Consider the following 22,656-nt stretch of genomic DNA (forward strand, 5'->3'; position numbering starts at 1 on the left):
AAAGGCTTTAGAATAGATGCGTTACGCTATCGCTAACGCATCCTACCTGAACTCTATTTTTTTTAGGAGTTTATATCTCCATATTTTGCCATATACTCAGTATATTTAAATGGCTAAAATTTAGTGAATATTTTTTGAGCAACCTATGTAAATATTATCTGAGTTTCGCTGCCAAAACACAAGGACAGTTAAGCTATTTAAGCTGAAAATCTAGCAGAAATTTAAGACAGTTAAGATATCAAATTGGAAAATCGTAAAGTTACATAGTAGCTACTGCAACTGACAATAAATCAATAATGTGTAATAGTCAATTCTTGACTAGTGGATAGCAAACAGGCGAAAAATTCTCTACAAATCACCAAAAGTTGTGTTAATCTCTCTATGTGACATCGCATATCTGACATGAAAAATTTATATGTAATATAAAATATGTATATGATATGAAATACCAAGTTGGCGGTAGTTTGCCGAGTGATGATCCCAGCTACGTTATTCGGCAGGCAGACGAACAGCTTTATAACAGCTTAAAAGCTGGTGATTTTTGTTATATCTTTAATTCCCGCCAAATGGGTAAATCATCGCTGCTGCATCGCACAAAAGACCGTCTGATACAAGAAGGTGATAGCTGCGTTTATATAGATGTCACACGTTTGGGTAGCGAAGATACCACAACAGAACAATGGTACAAAGGAATTATTATTTGTCTTTTTTATGGTTTAAATTTAGCTGATCAAATCAATTTTAAACAATGGTGGGAAAAGCAAGCAGGTCTTTCACCTGTGCAGAAGTTAAATCAATTTGTTGAAGAGATTTTACTTTCACCGCAAGCAAGTCAGCGGATATTTATTTTTATTGATGAGATTGATAGTTTATTAAGTTTGAGCTTTCCAGTTAGTGACTTTTTTGCTTGGATTCGTCATTGTTATAACCAACGCGCCCAGGATGCAAAATTTCAACGCCTAGCATTTGCTGTGTTTGGGGTAGCAACTCCATCTGATTTGATTGCTGACAAACGCCGCACACCTTTTAACATTGGTAAAGCAATTGAGTTATATGGTTTTAAAATAGAAGAAGCAAGCCCATTACTTAAAGGATTAGACAAAGTTGTTTGCCAGCCCCAAATAATATTACAAAAAATTATTGACTGGACGGCTGGACAACCTTTTTTAACACAAAAACTTTGTCAGTTAGTTGTGCAGATAGCAAAGGAAACACCACACAACAAAATTGAGTTACCACCAGCTACAGAAGGGTATTGGATTGAGCAACTAGTAAAAAAGCAGATCATCCAACAGTGGAAAGCCAAAGACGATCCAGAACACCTACGAACAATACGCGATCGCCTTTTGCATAACGAACAGCGTGCTGGTAGGTTATTAGGGATTTATCAGCAAATTTTAGAAGCTGAGGCTGGTAATCCTCCGGTAGCGATTGATGATAGTCGAGAACAAAAAGAACTATTGTTATCAGGCTTAGTGGAAAAACACAATGGTTACCTCAAAATTAAAAATCCTATTTATCGCCATGTATTTAATGCGGAATGGGTAGAAAGACAATTAAATAACCTGCGTCCTTACTCGCAAATTTTTAATGCTTGGATCGCATCCAATTATCAAGACGAGTCACGCTTATTGCGGGGAAAAGCTTTAAAAGATGCTCAAAACTGGTCAATAGGTAAAAGTTTGAGCGATTTAGATTATAAATTTTTTGCTGCAAGTCAAGAATACGAACAGCGCGAAATTCAAACAACATTAGAAGCCGCCAGAGCCCAAGAAGTAGAAAAACGACTAGCACAAGAGAAAAAAAGTACTAAATTACAAAGATGGCTACTAATAGGAATGTGTATTAAATTCCTAGTTTCTACTAGTGTAGCTATCGGAATTTATATTTTATACCGCCAAGCCAAAACCAGCGAAACTGAAGCCAAAAACAGCGAAATTTGCGCGCTTGTATCGGCTTCCGAAGGTATGTTTGCCTCGAATCGCAGATTAGATGTGCTTGTAGCAGCAATTAAAGCTCAACAGAGACTAAAAAAACTAGAAAAACCCAACGCCGACATTGAGCATCAGGTAAATGATGTATTAGAGCAAGCAGTTTATGGCGCAGATGAATATAATCGCTTTGCTGGCCATCAAGCGGCTGTGATGTCAGTAGATATTAGTCCTGATAGTTCTTTGATTGCTTCCGCCAGTATAGATAAAACAATTAGATTATGGCGGCGCGATGGTACAGCCGTGGTAACTCTCAAAGGTCATCTAGGCGCAATTAGATCTGTCAAATTTAGTCCTAATGGTCAGATGTTAGCTTCAGCCGGTGAGGATGGTACGATTAAACTGTGGAAACGGCAAGGTACAGACAACCAGTGGCAGATTTCTCAAACATTTAAAGGTCATACTGCTTCCGTTTGGGGAGTCGCTTTTAGTCCTGATGGTCAGTTTCTCGTTTCTGCGGGTTGGGACAGAACAGTCAGGTTGTGGCAGCAAGATGGTAAACTTCTAAAAACATTTTCATGCCCATAGGTGTCAACTTAACGTGAAACCCGCTCTTGTGCAAGGTTTCGCTCTCACCCTGTGTCCCTCTCCCACCAGGCTAAGGTGTACACACAAGTTATCGAATCACTACCAGTCCTAGAATTACCCCACCCTAACCCTCCCCTTGCAAAGGGGAGCCACTGCGTTGCGGGGGTTCCCCCCGTTGTAGCAAGTGGCGTGAGGGAACTTGATTTTCTTGTTTCCCCCCTTGACAAGGGGGGATTAAGGGGGGTAAAACCCGGATCTCAAAATAAAATTAATTTGTGTGTACACCGTAGCCCACCAGGAGAGGGGAGCAAGAGATTCAATTCCCCTTCTCCCTGAGGGAGAAGGGGTTAGGGGATGAGGGCGCGAGGTATTTGTACAACGCCCGTCCTATATAGCTTTTAGCTTAAGTTGACACGTATGACATCTTGTCCGCCCAGTTTATGTGGCGGGCAAGATGCCCGCCCCACAAGATGGAATAATTTATTTCTTGGAAATACCTAAGAAGGCGAACACTTTGTTTAACAAGGTAAGCATTTTCTTTAAGAAGGCGAACACTTTGTTTAACAAACCAAACACTTTCTTTAAGAAGGTGAACACTTTCTTTGAGAAGGTGAACACTTTCTTTAAGAAGGTGAACACTTTCTTTGAGAAGGTGAACACTTTCTTTAACAAACCAAACACTTTGTTTAAGAAGGCGAACACTTTCTTTAACAAGGTGAACACTTTCTTTAACAAGGACAACACTTACCAAAGCCTCGATATCTTCTGCCATATAGCCTTGTCAAATTAATGGCAGCTTGATGGTAAACGTTGCACCCCGCCCAATGCCTGCACTTGCCGCTTCAATTGTAACGCCGTGTAGTTCTACAAGTTGACGTGCGATCGCTTGCCGCACATAGAGATTTCTTCTTGTTCCCTGCATCTCCCTAATCTCCTTTGGACTGATACAATCTCTATACCCGGCTGGTCTTGAATCTATCCAGGGGTAATAAGGAATCGCTGATGAGTGCTAAACAGCTAAAGCAGGTACAGCAATTACAAGCTACCCTCACCAAGATGGAAGTAACGCTAAATGCGATCGCTGATGCTGTCGTCTGGGTAGGGGAAGACCGAAGTATTCAATGGTGCAATGCTCAGTTTCAGTGTTTGGTTAACCAATTTGATGGTGCTGTCTGCGGTTTGCGGTTAACTGAGTTACTACCTTTAACACAAGCAGGAAAAGCAGTTGCAGCACAATTATATCCAGATGTGCGGATATTAAATGGAGAATACGCCACCACAATTTATCAGTTAACACAAAATGATCGTACCTTAATTTTAGAAATTTCTGGTAACTGCACAATATTGCGTGATGAAAAATTTGCTGTACTGGTAATTAGAGATATTACCAAGGCTCAACAAACTCAAGAATCGCTGCAAGCAATTGAGGAGCAATTACAAACATTAATTAACGCCACACCCGATATTATTTGTTTAAAAGATGGTAAGGGTAGATGGTTACTTTCTAACCAAGCTAATCTAGAATTTTTAGAACTCCCAGGTGTTAATTATCAAGGTAAAACTGACGCAGAATTAGCACAGTTTAGTAATTTTTATCATGATACCCTAACCAATTGCTATCAAACAGATGAGCAAGCTTGGCAATTAGGATCTGTGCATCGAGTAGAAGAGATTGTTAATCGTCCTGATGGTACAGTCAGCATTTTAGATATGATTAAAGTGCCTGTATTTCATCAGGATGGTAGACGTAAGGCACTGGTAGTTTTAGGGCGTGATATGAGCGAACGCCAACAAACTCAGGCAGCTTTAGAAAATTCTCTATCTTTATTAAGCGCTATTTTAGAATCGATTCAAGATGGCATTTTAACAGTAAATAGTTTAGGAGATATCACTAGTTATAATCAAAAGTTCCTAGAAATGTGGTCAATTCCTCCAGAAGTTTTGACAGAACCAAATCATCATAACCGACTGGCTTATTTAGCAAATCAACTTCTAGATCCAGAGGGATTTTTACAGCGAGTCCGAGAATTATATGCCCATCCAGAATTAGATACATACGATTTATTAGAATTGCGTGATGGCAGAGTATTTGAGAGATACTCTTGTCCGCAACTGATCAAAGAGCAAATTATTGGTAGAGTTTGGAGTTTCCGCGATGTCACAGAACGCCATAAGGCGGAAGTAGCACTGCGACAAAGTGAGTTGCAATATCGGAGTGTTTTTGAAGCAATTAATGATGGATTATTTATTACAGAAATAGAGACAGAAACAATTGCAGAAGTTAACCCAGCGGCTTGCCAGATGCATGGTTATACTTACGAAGAATTTATTACTCTGCATCCATCAACCTACATTCACCCAGACTCCCATCCGGTATTTCATGAGTTTATTGAAACTACAAAAGCTGGAGGACAATTTTATGGACAAGCCGTTGATGTTTGCAAAGATGGCAGCTTAATTAATGTGGAAGTAAAAGGCACGACTTGCATTTACAATGGCAAGCGGCACGTCTTAGCAATTGTACGCGATATTAGCGATCGCAAACGCACTGAGAAAGCTTTACGTCAAAGCGAAGTTCAGTATCGCGATTTAGTGCAAACAGCCAATTGTATTATTTTACGTTGGGATGCTCATGGTAATGTCATATATTTAAATGATTATGGTCAAAAGCTGTTTGGCTTTGATTTAAACGAAATTACAGGACGGAATGTTGTCGGTACAATTGTGCCGGAAACTGAAACCTCTGGGCGCGATTTACAGTGGTTAATGGTTGATATTTGCCAGCACCCAGAAAATTATCTGTTCAACGAAAATGAGAACTTGTGCAAAAATGGCGATCGCGTCTGGATTGTTTGGGCAAATAAACCGATATTAGATGAGCAAGGAAATTTAATTGAGATTCTCTCAGTGGGAACCGATGCTACAGAACGCAAACGCATCCAAGCTGCTTTGCAAGCAAGTGAGTTAAAGTTCCGCACTATTGTAGAGAATGCCAATGACTTAATTTTTACCATCTCTCCTGAGGGAATTTTTACTTACCATTCGCCAAATGTGACTCCTATTATGGGTTACAGCCTGCCGGAAATCGAGGGACATTCTGTAGTCGAATTTACCTACCCGGAAGATTTAGCAATTAGCGCCGTAGGTATGCAAAAAGCCATAGCCGGAGAAAAGCAGACAGGTATTGAGGTGCGATTAAGACACAAAAACAATAGCTGGCGCTGGTTTAGTTTTAATACTTCCACTATTCACACCCCCAATGGTGAAATTGCGATCGCTGGTGTCGGGCGTGACATCACAGAACGCAAAGAAGCCGAAGAGGCTTTGAGAGTTGCTAAAGAAGCAGCAGAAACCGCCAACCGTGCCAAAAGTGCTTTCTTAGCTAACATGAGTCATGAATTGCGTACTCCTCTCAATGCCATTTTAGGTTATTCGCAGTTGATGGAGCGAGATACTAGTCTCAACTCAAAGCAACGGGAATCTTTAGCTACTATCAACCGTAGTGGAGAACACTTACTGAATTTGATTAATGACGTACTGGAAATGTCCAAAATTGAAGCTGGACAAATGGTATTTCATCCAGAAGACTTTGATTTATACCTGTTGCTGCAAACACTGCAAGAAATGTTCCAAGTACGGACACAAGCCAAGCAATTATTCCTCAAATTTGAAATCGCCGCCAATCTTCCCCGTTATATCCAAACAGATGAAGGCAAACTGCGCCAAGTTCTGATTAACCTTTTGGGTAACGCTGTTAAGTTTACTCAAACAGGCGGGGTAACCTTGCGCGCGAGATTGGGGAAAGGAGATGAGGGGGATAAGGGAGAAAGGGGAAATAACAAACACCAATTACCCATTACCAATTACCCATTACCCATTACCCCTTCCCCCTTCCCCCTAACCTTTGAAGTAGAAGATACTGGGCGGGGAATTGCACCAGAAGAAATACATAACCTCTTTCAGCCGTTTGTGCAGACATCCAGCGGTATTCAAACTAAGGAAGGTACAGGATTAGGGCTAACTATTAGCCGACAATTTGTCCGGTTAATGGGGGGCGATATTCACCTCAATAGTACTCAGGGGCAAGGATCTACTTTTAGCTTTGACATTCAAGTCACTTTAGCGGAACCATTAGCAGTTAAACCCCAGTTGCATAAAGGACGCGTACTCAAGCTAGATGCAGATCAACCAACTTACCGTATTCTGGTAGTTGATGACCGACAAGAAAACTGCAACTTAATTGTGCAGCTTCTTAGTAGTGTGGGTTTTGAAATTGTAGCGGCTCGTAATGGACAAGATGCGATCGCACTTTGGGAAAGTTGGCAACCCCACTTAATTTTTATGGATATGCGAATGCCTGTTATGAACGGCTATGACGCAACAAAAGAAATTAGATCCAGAGAAGAAAATACACCTACAAATCACCGCACAGTAATTATTGCCCTAACTGCTAGTGCTTTTGAGGAACAACAAGCAAGTATTTTAGCCGCAGGTTGCGACGACTTAGTTCGCAAACCATTCCGCGAACATATAATCTTTGAAAAGATAGCTGAATATTTGCAAGTGCGCTACATTTGCTCAGAAGATTGTCACGAAAATGCTATAAATAACCAGCAAGAAAATGTGGAATCTCCTATTTTGGATCTGCACTCTGCTATCAAGTTTATGCCTAGCGAATGGATAGCAGAACTTCATCAAGCAGCCATTGCCGTTGATGGCGATCGCATTTTGCAATTAATTGAGCAAATACCACAAACTCATGCTGAATTGGCAGATAAATTAACAAATTTAGTCCGGAGTTTCGGCTTTGATGAAATTTTAGAATTGACCGAATAAAAATAAAATCATAAGATTCAGCGATTCAACAAGTAGGGGCACGGCATCGATTAAATATCGGTTTTATCGAAAGTTTATGGATGCCGTGCCCAGATGACTAAATGTTTGGTGATATTTTCAAATCAATGGGCACGGCACCGATTAAACATCGGTTTTATCGAAAATTTATGGATGCCGTGCCCAGATGACTGAATGTTTGGTGATATTTCACAATCAATGGGCACGGCACCGATTAAATTGATGTTTTTTGGGCTTAAATGTCATCCCAATAATGTTCGGTAATATTTATGAATAACAAGTATATTGTTTATGTAGGGGCACGGCACCGATTAAATATCGGGTTTATCGAAAATTTATGGATGCCGTGCCCAGATGACTGAATGTTTGGTGATATTTTCAAATTAATGGGCGCGGCAACAATTAAATTGATGTTTTTTGGGGTTAAATGTCATCCCAATAATGTTCGGTAATATTTATGAATAACAAGTATATTATTTATGGTAGGGGCACGGCACCGATCAAATATCGGTTTTATCGAAAGTTTATGGATGCCGTGCCCAGATGACTGAATGTTTGGTGATATTTCACAATCAATGGGCGCGGCAACAATTAAATTGATGTTTTTTGGGGTTAAATGTTATCCCAATAATGTTCGGTAATATTTATGTAGGGGCACGGCACCGATCAAATATCGGGTTTATCGAAAATTTATGGATGCCGTGCCCAGATGACTGAATGTTTGGTGATATTTTCAAATCAATGGGTACGGCAACAATTAAATGTGGTTCTTCCCAAAATATTGTGGATTTCCCCTAAATCCAGGTTTTACGATATTTCCTAAATCAATGGGCACGGCACCGATTAAATATCGATTTTATCGAAAGATTGTGGATGCCGTGCCCCTACAGAACATTTATCTGTCGCAAAAACTCTTTGAATTTGTATGATTTTATAAATGAGGTTGTGGATGTTCCTTACATCAAGGTTTTACGATATTTTCTAAATAATAAACTTCTCCCCTTGCTATGCAGAGGAGAAGTTTTAAGTTCACTATAATGCTTACAATTTAATCAATTAACAACTCAGTCAATGTTGTCTACATGACTTACACTTTAGCTAAGGCAAGTTCTGCTGTAAACATTTTTTTTGTTTCTGGGTGAGTTGTAAATTGTAAGTATTGAGTTGCCATTTCTGGTGTTAGCAGTTCAATCATGAGTCTGTTTTCTACCCAGAATTCAATCACATCAAAAAAGGTTTCACGGGTACAACGTACAGTGCGCCAACCTTCGCGATCGCCAATTTTTTCAATTTCTTCTTGGCTAGCAGGTACAGAAATAGCTGCATGAATATCTACATATTTAGGAGAAATAGCATTTTGGACAAATTCGCATTGTCTATCGCCTTCACCTGGTTCTAATTGGGTACCTGAAGGATAAAGTTCGATGGCTGTACCATGTTCATCAAAAGGTATAACCATATAGCTACCTGGGTGAGGAGGAAAGGGAACAGCTTCGGCTTTTAAAATTTCTGCCAAAACTTGAGCAACATGGTGAGGGTTGTTAACAGCAAAGGAAATATGGTGAATCATAAAGTAACCTGAGTTCGATGTTTTATAGATTAGGACACAATCGGGGAGAACTAGGGGAGAAAAATATCACTTTGACAGACTTATACCAATTCAAAATTCAAAATTCAAAATTCAAAATTAAGAAAACCATATGTAGCAAGGGTTTTTGAGTTTGGATCTGTTGCTGAATTTTGGAGAATTGGTATTACTGAGGTCGTCCATAATGAGCTTGACCTTGACCATCGGAAGTCTCAAGTAAGAGAACATCTTGTCCATACTCGTTTTTATCAATTGACCATTTGTAGGTTTCCGGCTTGGCTGTATTTTTTCCGGTATAGGTGCGTCCAGAGTTGCAAATTTGTCCCTTGGATGAACTTTCTGTAGGTTGGAAGGTAAGCTGTTGATCGTTGACGCTAATTTTTCCTTTCTCTTGGATGAAGAGGTTAGAGGCGCAATTGTAGGTGTTGATTTGAATTAATCTATTTCGCTGGTAGTTACCGTTAGCTGCGACTATAAAGCGATCGCTTGAACCATTAGGTGCTGCTGACTGTCCTGTAATTTGGTCTTGGTATTGGATAGAAGAAATTCGACCGTAAAGCCACTCACCTTGAAGTTCAGCAGGTATCGCAGCGTCATTTTTACCAGCTTGACTAGCACTAGGGTAGACGAACAGGCTAGTACTGAGGGTTAAACCCAAAGCAGCGAGAAGACGTGCGGTTTTTGGGATTGAAGATAATTTTTGGCTCGTCATATAATTTTTACCTTTTAATTGTTGTTTTGAGAATAAAAAATAATCGGGGAGAAATAGGGGAGAAAAGATGATTTTGTCTAAAAAAATTGCCAGCAGTTGTATTAACTACTGGCAAACTATCTTGAGTATTATTGATTTGAAAGTTCAAATTTAAGCAATAAACCGCAGATTATACTTATCTAAAATTGGCTGCACCTTTTCCATGTCTAGTGTCAAGCTATTTGCTACTTCACCCATTTCTTCATAAAAAGTTTTGGCGTTACCAGGTGCAATAAAAACTAAAAATTTAGCAAAAGCTGAACAAATTTTAAAAGCGTGGGCAGTATCGGCAGGAATATTCACAAAATATCCTGGTGTTGCCGTCACGGTTTGTTTACCAACTTGTAATTCTACCTCACCTTCTAGAATATAGAATGCTTCTTCCCAAGGATGAGTGTGTAAAGGCGGGCCGTTGTTTTCTGTATCTGTAAATTCATAGATTGTCCAAGCCCCATTAGTCGTTTCACCAGTTGCTTTGGTGGTAAAATGTCCGCCTAACACAGAGAATTTATTCCCTTCTCCTGGTGCTATAACTGTTGGTTTGTGCATGAGTGAATTTGACATATTAGCTACTCCTAGCTCTTGATTTCGTTAAATATTAACTATGAACTTGATTTGATATTTTCTAGATTAGAAATGAATCGGGGAGAACTAGGGGAGAAAATTAAGCTATGAAGAAGTTTTCTGTAAAAGATTATTAAGCTATTGAATTGACGATAAAATTTCTATTCATAATTAAGAGCCTGATTCTGGCTCAGAGTTAATATTGCGATGCCCACTCAGCTATTCAATTCTCCGAAAGCCGACATACTAGTAATTGATGATACACCGGAAAACCTGAATCTTTTATCTGCCATGCTGACCGAACAGGGGTATAAAGTTCGCAGCGTGACTAAAGGTTCTACAGGTTTGCGGGGAGCGAATGCAGTTCCCCCCGACTTGATTCTGCTGGATGTTAATATGCCGGAGATGAATGGTTATGAGGTTTGCCAACAATTAAAGACAAGCGATCGCACTCGTGATATTCCAGTAATTTTTATCAGCGCTTTGGGTGATGTGCTGGATAAGGTGAAGGCGTTTGCAGTTGGTGGGGTGGATTACATCACCAAGCCGTTTCAACTAGAAGAAGTGTTAGCCAGAATTGAAAACCATTTGACGATTCGCAACCTGCAAAAGCAACTCCAAGCGCAAAATCAGCAGTTGCAGCAGGAAATACGCGATCGCACTAAAGCTGAGGAGAAGTTTGCCAAAGTCTTTCGTTCTAGTCCCAACCCAATTGCGATCGCTACAATTTCAGAAACACGTTTGCTTGATGTTAATCCCAGCTTCCTCAAGATGAGTGGCTACAATGTAGATGAGGTAATTGGGCATACCGTCACAGAAGTTGATTTAGGTAAAAATACAGTAGCGATCGCCCAAACCATTCAACGTTTACCGGAAAGTGGTTCGCTGTACAATTTGGAATTTGAATTTTCTACCAAATCTGCGGAACTCAAAACTATCCTTCTATCCATCGAATTGATTGACTTGGCGGGAGTACCCTGTGCTTTATTAATTGCCAATGACATCACCGAACGCAAACGCCTAGAAAATGAGTTTATCTCTTTAGTTAGTCATGAGCTGCGGACACCTTTAACTTCCACAATGGGAGCATTAGATTTATTAGGTTCAGGACAATTGGGAACTTTAACCGCACAGGGGCAAAAAGTTTTGAGCATTGCTACCAATAACACCGAACGACTCATCCGGTTAGTGAACGATATTCTCGATTTAGAACGGATGAAATCGGGCAAAATCTTTATGCGTAAAGCCAAGTGCAATGCTGCTGAACTGCTGATTACAGCCACAGAAGCAATGCAAGCAATGGCAGATAAACTTCAAGTCAAATTAATTGTTAATCCTGTAGCGGTGGAACTTTGGGCAGATGCGGATCGCTTGTTGCAAACCTTCACCAACCTACTCAGCAACGCCATTAAGTTTTCCGAACCTGGGGATACGGTGTGGATTGGTGCCACACTTTCAGAAAATCAAAGTATTGAGCCTCAAGCCGATGCACCTAGTTACCTTTTGATTACATTCCGAGATGAAGGACGAGGAATCCCGGAAGATAAATTACAAATCATTTTTGAACGCTTTCAACAGGTTGATGCATCCGACTCCCGTAACAAAGGCGGAACAGGTTTAGGACTAGCTATTTGTCGGAATATTGTGCAGCAACATAACGGTAAAATTTGGGTTCAGAGCGCTTTAGGGGAAGGTAGCACCTTTTACGTACTTTTACCTTTAGCTGACTCTAATTAGCATCTGCTTACTGCTCTAATCTCCCCCATTTCTCCCCGATTGCATTTTAGAATAGCTCTAGAGTTATCAAGTTAGTCAGCATCACATATCATGCAAGGATGGCACCATGAGCAGAAATATCTTGATTGTTGATGACGAAGAAGACGTACAGGCGATCGCAAAATTGGGTTTAGAATTGGGTGCTGGTTGGAATGTGTTGACAGCTTGTTGTGGGCAGGAAGCATTGAATATCGCTGCTAAATCACCAGTTGATGTCATCCTTTTAGATATGATGATGCCGGATATGGATGGGCGTACCACCTTACAAAAATTAAAGGCTAATCCTGCTACTAAAGAAATTCCGGTTATTTTACTAACTGCCAAAGTTCAAGAATCAGATCAAGATTGCTTTACTGGGTTAGATGTCGCTGCTATCTTTGCCAAGCCTTTCCGCCCCTTAAAATTAGCAGGGCAAATCAGTGAAGCATTAGGCTGGGCTTATAGCGAAATAGATGGTTAAATAGGTCGGCGAAATTAAAGATAATTGGCTGAGGCTGTCATTGGTAAGAATTTCAAGAAACAGTAGGATGCGTTAATAACGCATCCCCCAAAGCTTTTGGTGCTAGAAGATAATACCAATTAAAATAATATTTGCGACAGATAAAATCTTTGTAGGGGCACGGCACCTGTCAGTGGTGTCAACTTAACGTGAAACCCGCTTGGTTGCAAGGTTTCGCCCTCACCCCCAGCCCCTCTCCCACCAGGAGAGGGGAGCAAGAGATTTAATTCCCCTTCTCCCTGAGGGAGAAGGGGTGAGGGGATGAGGGCGAGGGTTTTTGTACAACACTCGCCGTATATAGCTTTTAGCTTAAGTTGACACCTATGGGCACCTGTAAGATATTTGATATGCCAAAAGATTGTGGATGCCGTGCCCCTACCCATCTGTCGCGTTCTTTTTTCAAACCCATATCAGGTATCGCCATAGAGTTTTTAAAGGAATTCATAATTACGAATTGCTATTTACTCATTTCTCCCCTACTTCTCCCCGATCGCTCTGTAATTTAAAAAACATAAGCAGCATGGGAGATAAATCAAGTGCATATACAAAATCTTAAAAAAGAGCTAAAAAAGCTGATATTCGCCTATCGCTTCATGCGAATTGTCCAACTACCTTACGGTTCCTTTGGCGCAGGTGGCAATTTATCTGATGCAGCCATTGATCCTAAGAGTCTCAATCAAATTGTCCAGTTTCTCTCGCGCACGGAAAGGGGAAGAATTGCCCTAGCTGAAAAAAAGTCCCTCGGTAAAATTGATTTACAGCAACTCCATCAATTACCTAGCAACACCTTGGGCTATATTTACGCCGATCATCTGCTGAAAAACGGCTTAACTCCACCACCAGTACGGGAACATACGTCAGATACATATAGATATTTGTTCAATTATGTAATGGAAACCCATGATATTTGGCACGTAGTTACAGGTAGCAATACAGACAAAGCTGGTGAAATTCAAGTAGAAACATTTTCCTTAACTCAGTTCTATCCGGCGCGGTTTTGGGTGGTGTTACTGGCGAAAAATTTCCTCAAAACTGCGATTGAAGATATGGATATGTGCAGTCAGCACATGGAGGCTTTTGTGCGCGGCTGGATTATGGGACAACAAGCACAACCTTTGTTTGGTATTCCTTGGAATACTTTATGGGAAAAGCCTTTAGACGAAATCCGCGCCCAATTAAATATTCGTCCTTATTTAGGTTCAGAACTAGAAGCTGCTATTAAGTGGCGTGGTGAGGAAATTACGGCTAAATCTGAATTGGTAGGAGTTAAATGAGACATACACCAATAGATGTGAGTGTGACTACTTTAGTGGATCTGTTGGAGTATCGAGCCAGTCATCAGCCAGAGCAAACAGCTTATACTTTCCTTGCAGATGGAATTACCGCCGATAGCAGTTTCACCTATGGAGAATTGCATCAAAAAGCCCAAGCGATCGCAGCATATTTGCAAAGCCAAAAAGCTTATCAAGAGCGAGTTTTATTACTTTATCCACCAGGATTAGATTTTGCTGCGGCTTTCTTTGGCTGTTTGTATGCAGGTGCAGTTGCGGTTCCCGCTTATCCTCCGCGCCCGAATCAATCTATTGCGCGACTCCAAGCGATCGCAGCGAATGCTCAAGCTAAGATTGCACTCACCACTCAAGCAGTTTTAGCGCTGGTTCAGCCACAGTTACAAGAGTTTGCCGATTTGCGATCGCTACAATGGCAAGCTACCGATAATCTAGATAAAAATTGGGCACAAGATTGGCGACGAGTCGAAGTTAGTAGTGATAACCTCGCCTTCTTACAATACACTTCTGGCTCCACCTCCACACCAAAAGGTGTGATGATTAGCCACGCTAATTTACTGCACAATTCCTCTTTAATTTATCAATCGTTTCAGCATTCTCCAGAGAGTCGGGGTGTAATTTGGTTACCTGCTTACCATGACATGGGCTTGATTGGCGGTATCTTACAACCACTTTACGGTGGTTTTCCTGTCTTCCTGATGTCGCCAATGATATTCTTACAAAAGCCTTTCTACTGGTTGCAAGCGATTTCGCGTTACCAAGCAACTACCAGTGGTGGCCCTAACTTTGCTTATGATTTATGTGTGCGGAAAATTACCCCAGAACAACGCGCCACTCTCGATTTGAGTAGTTGGGAAGTGGCTTTTAATGGTGCGGAACCCGTACGCGCGGAAACAATGGAGCAGTTTGCTACTCTATTTGCGCCTTGTGGCTTCCGTCGCGAAGCGTTTTATCCCTGCTATGGGATGGCTGAAACTACGTTAATCATTGCTGGGGGAGATAAAGCAGCTTTACCAACTGTGGAAACGGTAGAGGAAAACGCTTTAAAACAGCATCAAGTAATTCCTAGTGATCATCATCTTAATAGCCAAAATATTGTTAGTTGTGGTCAAACTTTAGCAAATCTGCAAGTTGTGATTGTTAATCCAGAAACTTTAACTCCATGTTCACCCAATGAAGTCGGGGAAATTTGGGTATCTGGTGCTAGTGTGGCGCAAGGATATTGGCATAATCCCCAAGCAACAAAAGAATATTTTCAAGCATACTTAGCAGATAGCCAACAAGGGCCATTTTTACGCACAGGAGATTTAGGCTTTCTACATCAAGGCGAACTCTTCGTTACAGGCCGTCTCAAAGATTTAATCATTATTCGGGGACGCAATTATTACCCCCAGGATATCGAATTAACGGTTGCTCAAGCTCACCCATCCCTAAGACTTGGCGCTGGTGCAGCTTTTACCATTGAACGCGAAAATGGAGCGCGGCTAGTAATTGTGCAAGAAGTTGAGCGCCAATACCTACGCCACCTCAACGTTGCAGAAGTGGTAGGAAAAATTCGGGAAGCGGTGTTACAACAACATGAGTTGCAGATTCATACTGTAGCGTTGATTAAAACCGCCACTCTCCCGAAAACTTCTAGCGGTAAAGTCCAGCGCTATGCTTGCCGAGAGCATTTTTTAGCTCAAAAATTAGATATTTTGCCAAATTTAGCGCCAGTTTCAAGTGTAAATCATCTGTTATCTGCATAACTGCAGTAGGGTGTGTTGTCGCGCAGCGCAACGCACCGATTCGCATCAGTTATCAAGGTTGAGAATATGGAAAGCAGTATTAGCGTTGAATCCGCATTATTAAAAACGAGAACCATGAGCAACAGCTACATTAAGTTGTTGCAAAAGCGGCATTTTTTATTGTGTGACGTTCTGCCTTTTGTTGGGTTTATTTTTGCGATCGCCTGTTTATGGGGCAAGCCCATCAGTGTAGTTGATATCACCGTTTTTCTCGGGATGTGGTTTCTCACCTCTGTCGGAATTACCGTTGGCTATCACCGCTACTTCACTCACCGCGCTTTTCAAGCACATCCAATTATCCGGATTCTACTAGTAATTCTCGGTTCCACAGGTGCGGAAGGCCCTGTGCTTTCTTGGGTAGCCAACCACAGACACCATCATCGTTATAGCGATGAAATTGGAGACACTCATTCACCGCATTTACACGGTACAAGCTGGAGAAATCAACTTTATGGATTTTGGCACGCTCATCTGTGGTGGAAAGTTGAGTACGATTATCCGAACCCGCTTTACTATGCGCCAGAACTGCTGCGAGACAAGACAATTTACAAACTAAACCAACTGTATTTTGTTTGGGTAATTTTGGGGCTGGTTTTACCGGCGATTGTCGCTTTTCTTATTACAAGAACTTGGATTGGTGCTTGGCATGGTTTTTTGTGGGGTGGAGTCATTCGCCTATATTTAGGACAGCAAACGACTTGGTGCATTAACTCTATCTGTCATCTTTTCGGTACTCGGAGTTTTGATACCAAAGATAAAAGCACAAATAATTTGTGGCTAGCTTTACCTACCTTTGGCGAATCTTGGCACAACAACCATCACGCTTTTCAAAACTCGGCTAAGTTTGGCTTGCAATGGTGGCAAATTGATATTGGCTATTGGGTAATTGTGGCATTGCAATATCTAGGTTTAGCGTCGGATGTAAATCAACCGACACCGGAAATGATGCAATCAAAAAAAGTGCGATCGCTATAAATAATTAGTGTAATTCAAGCATGAATTTATATAAACCTGTGGAGCAGAATTTAATTATGAATAGCACCGAGCAAAAACAGCAAATACATACAGATCAATACTATATTCAAACCATCCGTCCTTTTATCCCAAAAGCAGCTTTTCAAAAAAAGCCAGGTTCCCTCTGGTATTTTCTCATTCAGTTTTCGGTATTTATATCAGCAATTGCCTTAACACGCTACTCCAATAATATTTGGATATTTTTGCTTGCAAGTTTATTATCAGGAAATTGCTTGCCAGGTCTAGTTTTTTTTGCTCATGATTTGAGTCATGGCTCAGTTATGGCAAAATCTTGGCAGAGACATTTTCTAGAAGTGTTAATTTGGGGAATAAATTTTATTCCTTTAACAATGTGGATACATATTCATCATCGAACACATCATCCTAATGCAGCAACATTTCGAGACCCTGATCGGCGATGGTTAGCCTCAGAAAAAACTCTCTTTAAATGGATTTATACTTGGATATTCTATCCCCAAAAAAGCAAATTCATACTTAGGTTCATTAATCCTTTCGCTTATATTCACTTTGTTTTTTACATCTTGCGTAATTTCATAGCTGTTTTTATCTCACCAAAAAGTAAGCTTTATATAGTTCCTTATCAAGTACCATATACTCTCAAAGAAAAATTATCAATTATTATTGAAACAGGCATTATCATTTTAATTCAGGCTATAATTTTTGCAGCCGTTCAATGTAACTGGTTAAAGTACCTATTTGTCAGCATATTACCTATATTGATTGCTTCAGTGATCGAAGTCATTTATGTAGCGACGAATCATTTCCTCAATCCTATAAAAGCGCAAAATAATTCTGTGCAAGGTACTACATCTGTAATAGTAGCTCCCTTGTTCAATGTAATTCATAACAATTTCTCTTATCACACCGAACATCATCTATTTCCAACAATGCACCCTTCTTACTATCCATTAGTCAGCGATTTGCTGAAAAGGCACTTCCCACAAGACTATAACCAATTAACAATTACAGAAGCTTGGCGGCGTTTATGGAATTCTCAGGCTTTTGATTAATGATGTCATAGCAGTTTGAAAAAATAAGGTGATAAAAATATGGGGTAGAGGCACATATCTGTGCATACGTGTCAACTTAACGTGAAACCCTCTTGGTTGCAAGGTTTCGCCCTCACCCTGTGCCCCTCTCCCACCAGGAGAGGGGAGCAAGAGATTTAATTCCCCTTCTCCCTGAGGGAGAAGGGGTTAGGGGATGAGGGCGAGGGTTTTTGTACAACACGCACCGTTATGACAAAGTGTAACCCACCCTACACATACTTAGATTTTTTCAATAATCAAATCGGATTCCTAAAGTTTACGCCTGGTATCTTCTCCCCTAGTTCTCCCCGATTTATCCCTAATCTATAAAGTATCAAAGAAATTCGACTGATACTTAAGAAGGTTTTAACGATGGAAGTCACCAGCACTATCACCAATAATTCATTAGCATCGCAACAAAATAATCTGAATGCAGAGGTAATTCAAGAATCGATAGTTGCTTACATTGCCGAACTTTTAGAAGTTGAGCCACAACAGGTAAATGTCAAGGCTTCTTTTACTCAATATGGTTTAGATTCACTGTCAGTAGTTAGTTTGATTTCCCATTTAGAAAGTTTAACCGGAGAGGATTTATCACCCACTTTATTATATGACTTACCTAGCATCGAAGTTTTATCGCAACGTTTAGCATCAGGCACAACAAAACTTGAGGTTCCTATCTAGGTTTTAAGTCAAACTATCAATTAATTATTCACAAACATAAACATCATGACTACTCTAAATACTGCAACTCCTGGAGCTTCACATCAAGCAATTCAACACCATTATGATGTTGGCAATGATTTTTATCAACTTTGGCTAGATAGCACTATGACTTATTCTTGTGCTATTTGGGAAGAAGGTGAAACAGAGTCAGCGCTAGAATTAGCTCAAATTAGAAAAGTAGATTTTCATATCAATCAAGCTAAAGCTAAAAATGCCAAGCGAGTTTTAGATATAGGTTGTGGTTGGGGAACAGTACTGCAACGTTTGGTAGAGGTGCATGGAGTTGAGCAAGCTGTAGGTTTGACATTAAGTGAAGCTCAAAAAGATTGGATTGCTGCTAAGAAGCATCCGCAAATAGAAGTTAATCTCGAAAGCTGGTTAAACTACTCACCTACAGAACCTTTTGATGCCATTATTTCTATTGGCGCTTTTGAGCATTTTGTGAAACCAGAATTATCGAGTAATGAAAAAATTGATGTTTATCGTACTTTCTTTAATCGCTGTCATGAATGGTTAAAACCTGGGGGTTCGATGTCGATTCAAACCATCGCCTATGGTAAAAGAAAACCAGAAGAAGTACAAAAAAGTTTAGGCGCTCAGTTTGCTAATCAAGAAATATTTCCCGAATCTGATTCCCCACGACTCACAGAAATTACCGCCGCCGCAGAAGGGATTTTTGAAGTCATTTCGATTCGTAATGATCGCATGGATTATGTCCGTACTCTTCAAGCGTGGTTAACTAACTTTAGAAGCAAGCGTACAGAAATCATCAATTTGGTTGGCAAAACTGTATTTGAGCGCTACGAACGTTATCTGTATCTGGCACTTTTAGGCTTTTTGACTGGCGATTTATTACTTTTACGGTTAACTTTTCGCCGCATTGATTAAAATCTCAAGATTGTCATTTGTCATTAGTCATTCGTCCTTTGTAATTACAAATGATAGCTAATAGGCTGTTAGCAAAAAGAATTATCATATAGAGTGTTCAAGAAAATGAGAAATAATCTAGTAGGTACTTGGAAACTTGTTAGCTGTGAAACGAGAACAGCAAATGGTCAAATTTTTTATCCTTTAGGCGAAAACCCCAGTGGGTACATCATTTATACAGATAATGGCTATGTTTCTGTAGCCATGATGAGAGCGAATCGTCCGCAATTTCAAGCTGGGGATATTGCGGCGGGTACTGTGGAAGAAAAGGTGGCGGCGGCTGATAGTTATGTTTCCTATTGTGGAACTTACGAAATCCAAGGCAATCAAGTTGTGCATCATGTGGAAGTAAGTTTCTTCCCGAACTGGGTAGGAGCAAATCAAGTCCGATATGTGCAATTAAATGATGAGTTATTGACTTTGAGTACGCCTCCTATACTCGTCAATGGTATTGAGATGGTTGGTAGCTTAATTTGGCAGAATGTAGCTAACATAAAGCCAGAAAAAGAATTAGTTACTTCTCATGTCACAGTACATTGAAGTTGGCGAACATCGATTAATGGTGCTAGGCGGAAATCAGAATCAACCAGGGATACCAATTATTTTTCTACATGGAATAACGCTATCTGCTAACTTTTGGATACCGAATTTACCTGCCATAGTTAGAGAAAATATACCTTGGTATTCTCTGAGTTTACCTGGTCATTATCCAGACTACTATCAACCGGAATTATTAACAGCAGATATGCTAGCCGATATCTTGATGAGTGCAATTCAGAAGTTGGTAGGTAAGCAACAAGTGGCTTTAGTGGGATACTCAACAGGTGGATTTGCTGCTTTAAATCTCGCGGCACATTTTCCTAGTCAAATTCAAGGTGTTTTCTGTATTTCTGGCTTCTCTCAAGGAAAATGGCATGGTTTTTTGGGATGGTTACAGCGACAGGCGCAAAATGGTGTAATGGGTAAGTTATTTTGTAAAATGCTCTGCAAAGCTCTCACGCTTAATCAAGCTAGCTATAAGCTGGGGTGTAGTATCAACATAGGCGATCGCAAAGCTTATTGGAATGCACCTACCCTAGAAACCACTGTTGACGCAGTGTATCCAGATGTCATCAAGCACAATCTCAACAATATTGTTGACTTGTTTGAGTGGTTCGCAGACATGGATATTAGCCATCTGTTACCTAAGATTCAAGCGCCTACTTTGATTTTAAGTGGCGATCGCGATCCAGTTATCCCCCTGGCGCAAGCAAAATTCATTGCTAGTCAAATTCCTGAGTCTCAATTAATTGTATTCGAGGGGATGGGGCATATGTTTTTTGCAGAGCGATCGCTAGCTTATCAAAATCTTTTAACAAGTTGGATAATAGAAAAAAAGCTATAAAATGCCGCTTTGATTATTAAATTTATCTGCTAGAAATTTTTACGAACCGCAGAGAACGCGGAGAACACAGAGAGAAACGATTAATAATCAGAAGTTTTGAGGAATTATGAATATGACTATCGAGCGCGTTTGTATTATCGGTGCTGGTTCATCTGGAATTGCTGCTGCTAAAATCTTCCATGAGCGTGGTATTCCCTTTGACTGCTTTGAAAAAGGTTCTGGGATTGGCGGTAATTGGCGCTATATGAATGATAACGGGATGTCTTCAGCTTATAAGTCCTTGCATATCAATTCATCTAAGGGACAAATGGCTTACTCTGATTTTCCCATGCCGGAAGATTATCCGCAGTATGCCAATCATAGCCAAGTTCTGCAATATTTTGAGTCTTATGTTGACCATTTTGGGTTTCGAGACAAAATCACTTTCAAAACAGAAGTTTCTCGTGTCTCGCCAGTTGGTGATGGTACTTACGATGTGACTATCAACAACGCCAACGGGGAGCGAACACAACGCTATGGTGCAGTAATTGTGGCTAATGGTCATCACTGGTGCCCAAATATGCCTAAATTCCCTGGAGAATTTACAGGGAAGATAATGCACACCCACGACTATAAAACTCCACAAGGGATGGATGACAAGAATGTTTTAGTTGTGGGTGTGGGTAATTCAGCTTGTGATATTGCTTGTGAAACTTCACGAGTAGCAAATCAAACTTACCTCTCCACTCGTCGCAGTGCCTATGTGTTACCGAAGTATATTTTAGGTAGAACTCTTGATAGTTATCTCACACCTTTGTTTTTTGCCTTGCCATTACCCTTGCGGCGATTATATGGTCAAATCCTGTTATATCTAGCGCGGGGGTCACAATCTGCCTATGGTTTCCCCAATCCCACCCATAAATTCTTAAGCGAACATCCGACAATCTCCTCAGAATTACTGAATTTTGTTGGCTATGGTAGGGTAAAAATCAAACCAAACATCAAAGAACTCGCAGGCGATCGCGTGCGTTTTGAAGATGGTACAGAACTGCCAATAGATATCATTATTTACGGTACAGGCTATAAAATTGCTTTTCCGTTTTTTGACAAAGACTTCATTAATCCCGAAGACAATGAATTTCCTTTGTACAAGCGAGTTGTACACCCAGAACATCCCAATCTTTACTTTATTGGTTTGTTGCAGCCCATAGGTGCAATTATGCCTTTAGCTGAGTGGCAATCGAAGTGGATTGCGGAAGTGATAGCTGGAAATGTGAGTTTACCCAGCAAAGCAGAGATGTTACGGCATATAGAAAAAGAACAGCGACTGATACAAAAACAATATGTCAATTCCAAACGCCACACAATGCAAGTAGATTTTTGCCCTTACATCGATGAAATTAAAAAAGAAATCAAAAAAGGACGCAGATATAACAATTCAAAATTCAACATACCCTTTGGCAAGCGCAAAGCACTACAAAATTCAAAATTAATAAATCCAGATTTTCCCAGGATGTCCGAGATTTAATACCATTTTGAAAAAAGGATGCGACAGCTGGGTAGGGGCACGGCACCAGTCATAGGTGTCAACTTAAGCTAAAAGCTATATACGGTGCGTGTTGTACAAATACCCTCGCCCTCATCCCCTAACCCCTTCTCCCTCAGGGAGAAGGGGAATTAAATCTCTTGCTCCCCTCTCCTGGTGGGGGTGAGGGCGAAACCTTGCAACCAAGAGGGTTTCACGTTAAGTTGACACGTATGGGCACCAGTAAGATATTTGATATGCCAAAAGATTGCGGATGCCGTGCCCTTCAAAAAATTTATCTGTCGCAAACATTATTTGAATTTGTATAATCTATTACCAATGCGAAACTGGCATTAAAGTAAAGTCTGCCGGGCAGAAGATTCTGTCCGGCTAGTTTTACATGAAAGTCAAGCTGTTGATTCCTA

General features: G+C 40.5%; 18 protein-coding genes. 13 read left to right on the forward strand and 5 right to left on the reverse strand.

The window, feature by feature from the left end:
- Positions 1-440 precede the first annotated feature (440 nt).
- Positions 441-2,519 carry an AAA-like domain-containing protein gene (locus AACU25_RS18785; RefSeq protein WP_096578167.1) on the forward strand — a complete coding sequence of 693 codons (2,079 nt, stop codon included), beginning with the start codon at positions 441-443 and terminating at the stop codon, positions 2,517-2,519.
- Between the two features lie 403 nt (positions 2,520-2,922).
- Here the strand turns inward: AACU25_RS18785 and AACU25_RS18790 are convergent, their stop codons facing one another.
- Positions 2,923-3,291 carry a hypothetical protein gene (locus AACU25_RS18790; RefSeq protein ID WP_096578169.1) on the reverse strand — a complete coding sequence of 123 codons (369 nt, stop codon included), beginning with the start codon at positions 3,289-3,291 and terminating at the stop codon, positions 2,923-2,925.
- A 9-nt stretch (positions 3,292-3,300) separates the two neighbouring features.
- A complete protein-coding gene (locus tag AACU25_RS18795) occupies positions 3,301-3,441 on the reverse strand; it encodes an ATP-binding protein (RefSeq protein WP_321206760.1) in 141 nt (46 codons plus the stop codon).
- An 80-nt stretch (positions 3,442-3,521) separates the two neighbouring features.
- Here AACU25_RS18795 and AACU25_RS18800 point away from each other — a divergent pair, with 80 nt between their 5' ends.
- Positions 3,522-7,355: a PAS domain S-box protein gene (locus tag AACU25_RS18800; RefSeq protein ID WP_096578171.1), complete on the forward strand. Its 3,834-nt coding sequence runs from the start codon at positions 3,522-3,524 to the stop codon at positions 7,353-7,355.
- Positions 7,356-8,460: 1,105 nt separating this feature from the next.
- On the opposite strand, the gene AACU25_RS18805 is transcribed toward AACU25_RS18800, so the two are convergent.
- The 3 genes from AACU25_RS18805 to AACU25_RS18815 form a co-directional block, all read right to left on the reverse strand.
- Complete coding sequence (locus tag AACU25_RS18805; RefSeq protein ID WP_096578173.1) at positions 8,461-8,943, reverse strand: hypothetical protein; 483 nt, start codon at positions 8,941-8,943, stop codon at positions 8,461-8,463.
- A 184-nt stretch (positions 8,944-9,127) separates the two neighbouring features.
- Entirely contained in the window at positions 9,128-9,673 is a 546-nt protein-coding gene (locus tag AACU25_RS18810; RefSeq protein WP_096578175.1) for a hypothetical protein, read from the reverse strand.
- 150 nt (positions 9,674-9,823) lie between these two features.
- Entirely contained in the window at positions 9,824-10,276 is a 453-nt protein-coding gene (locus tag AACU25_RS18815) for a cupin domain-containing protein (protein WP_096578177.1), read from the reverse strand.
- A 207-nt stretch (positions 10,277-10,483) separates the two neighbouring features.
- Between AACU25_RS18815 and AACU25_RS18820 the strand changes: the two genes are divergently transcribed.
- The 11 genes from AACU25_RS18820 (at position 10,484) to AACU25_RS18870 (ending at position 22,234) form a co-directional block, all read left to right on the forward strand.
- Positions 10,484-12,013: an ATP-binding response regulator gene (locus AACU25_RS18820; RefSeq protein ID WP_096578179.1), complete on the forward strand. Its 1,530-nt coding sequence runs from the start codon at positions 10,484-10,486 to the stop codon at positions 12,011-12,013.
- 106 nt (positions 12,014-12,119) lie between these two features.
- On the forward strand, positions 12,120-12,512 hold the full coding sequence (locus tag AACU25_RS18825; RefSeq protein ID WP_096578181.1) for a response regulator: 393 nt from the start codon (positions 12,120-12,122) through the stop codon (positions 12,510-12,512).
- Positions 12,513-13,087: 575 nt separating this feature from the next.
- Entirely contained in the window at positions 13,088-13,825 is a 738-nt protein-coding gene (locus AACU25_RS18830; protein WP_321206759.1) for a Coq4 family protein, read from the forward strand.
- On the forward strand, positions 13,822-15,588 hold the full coding sequence (locus tag AACU25_RS18835) for a fatty acyl-AMP ligase (protein ID WP_096578187.1): 1,767 nt from the start codon (positions 13,822-13,824) through the stop codon (positions 15,586-15,588). Before AACU25_RS18830 ends, AACU25_RS18835 begins: the two co-directional genes overlap by 4 nt.
- Before the next feature lie 114 nt (positions 15,589-15,702).
- On the forward strand, positions 15,703-16,602 hold the full coding sequence (locus tag AACU25_RS18840; RefSeq protein WP_199347373.1) for a fatty acid desaturase: 900 nt from the start codon (positions 15,703-15,705) through the stop codon (positions 16,600-16,602).
- A 20-nt stretch (positions 16,603-16,622) separates the two neighbouring features.
- The gene (locus AACU25_RS18845; RefSeq protein ID WP_096578191.1) at positions 16,623-17,672 is read left to right on the forward strand and encodes a fatty acid desaturase family protein; all 1,050 of its coding nucleotides are present in this window, start codon (positions 16,623-16,625) and stop codon (positions 17,670-17,672) included.
- A 390-nt stretch (positions 17,673-18,062) separates the two neighbouring features.
- The gene (locus AACU25_RS18850) at positions 18,063-18,374 is read left to right on the forward strand and encodes an acyl carrier protein (RefSeq protein WP_096578193.1); all 312 of its coding nucleotides are present in this window, start codon (positions 18,063-18,065) and stop codon (positions 18,372-18,374) included.
- Between the two features lie 45 nt (positions 18,375-18,419).
- Entirely contained in the window at positions 18,420-19,304 is an 885-nt protein-coding gene (locus tag AACU25_RS18855) for an SAM-dependent methyltransferase (protein ID WP_096578195.1), read from the forward strand.
- A gap of 105 nt (positions 19,305-19,409) precedes the next feature.
- On the forward strand, positions 19,410-19,883 hold the full coding sequence (locus AACU25_RS18860; protein WP_096578197.1) for a lipocalin-like domain-containing protein: 474 nt from the start codon (positions 19,410-19,412) through the stop codon (positions 19,881-19,883).
- On the forward strand, positions 19,867-20,727 hold the full coding sequence (locus AACU25_RS18865) for an alpha/beta fold hydrolase (RefSeq protein ID WP_096578199.1): 861 nt from the start codon (positions 19,867-19,869) through the stop codon (positions 20,725-20,727). The genes AACU25_RS18860 and AACU25_RS18865 overlap by 17 nt, the downstream gene beginning before the upstream one ends.
- A 112-nt stretch (positions 20,728-20,839) precedes the next feature.
- Positions 20,840-22,234 carry an NAD(P)-binding domain-containing protein gene (locus AACU25_RS18870; protein ID WP_096578201.1) on the forward strand — a complete coding sequence of 465 codons (1,395 nt, stop codon included), beginning with the start codon at positions 20,840-20,842 and terminating at the stop codon, positions 22,232-22,234.
- Positions 22,235-22,656: the final 422 nt, after the last annotated feature.

Origin of the sequence: Tolypothrix tenuis PCC 7101, assembly GCF_963874875.1 — a bacterium.
Taxonomy (GTDB): domain Bacteria; phylum Cyanobacteriota; class Cyanobacteriia; order Cyanobacteriales; family Nostocaceae; genus Aulosira; species Aulosira tenue.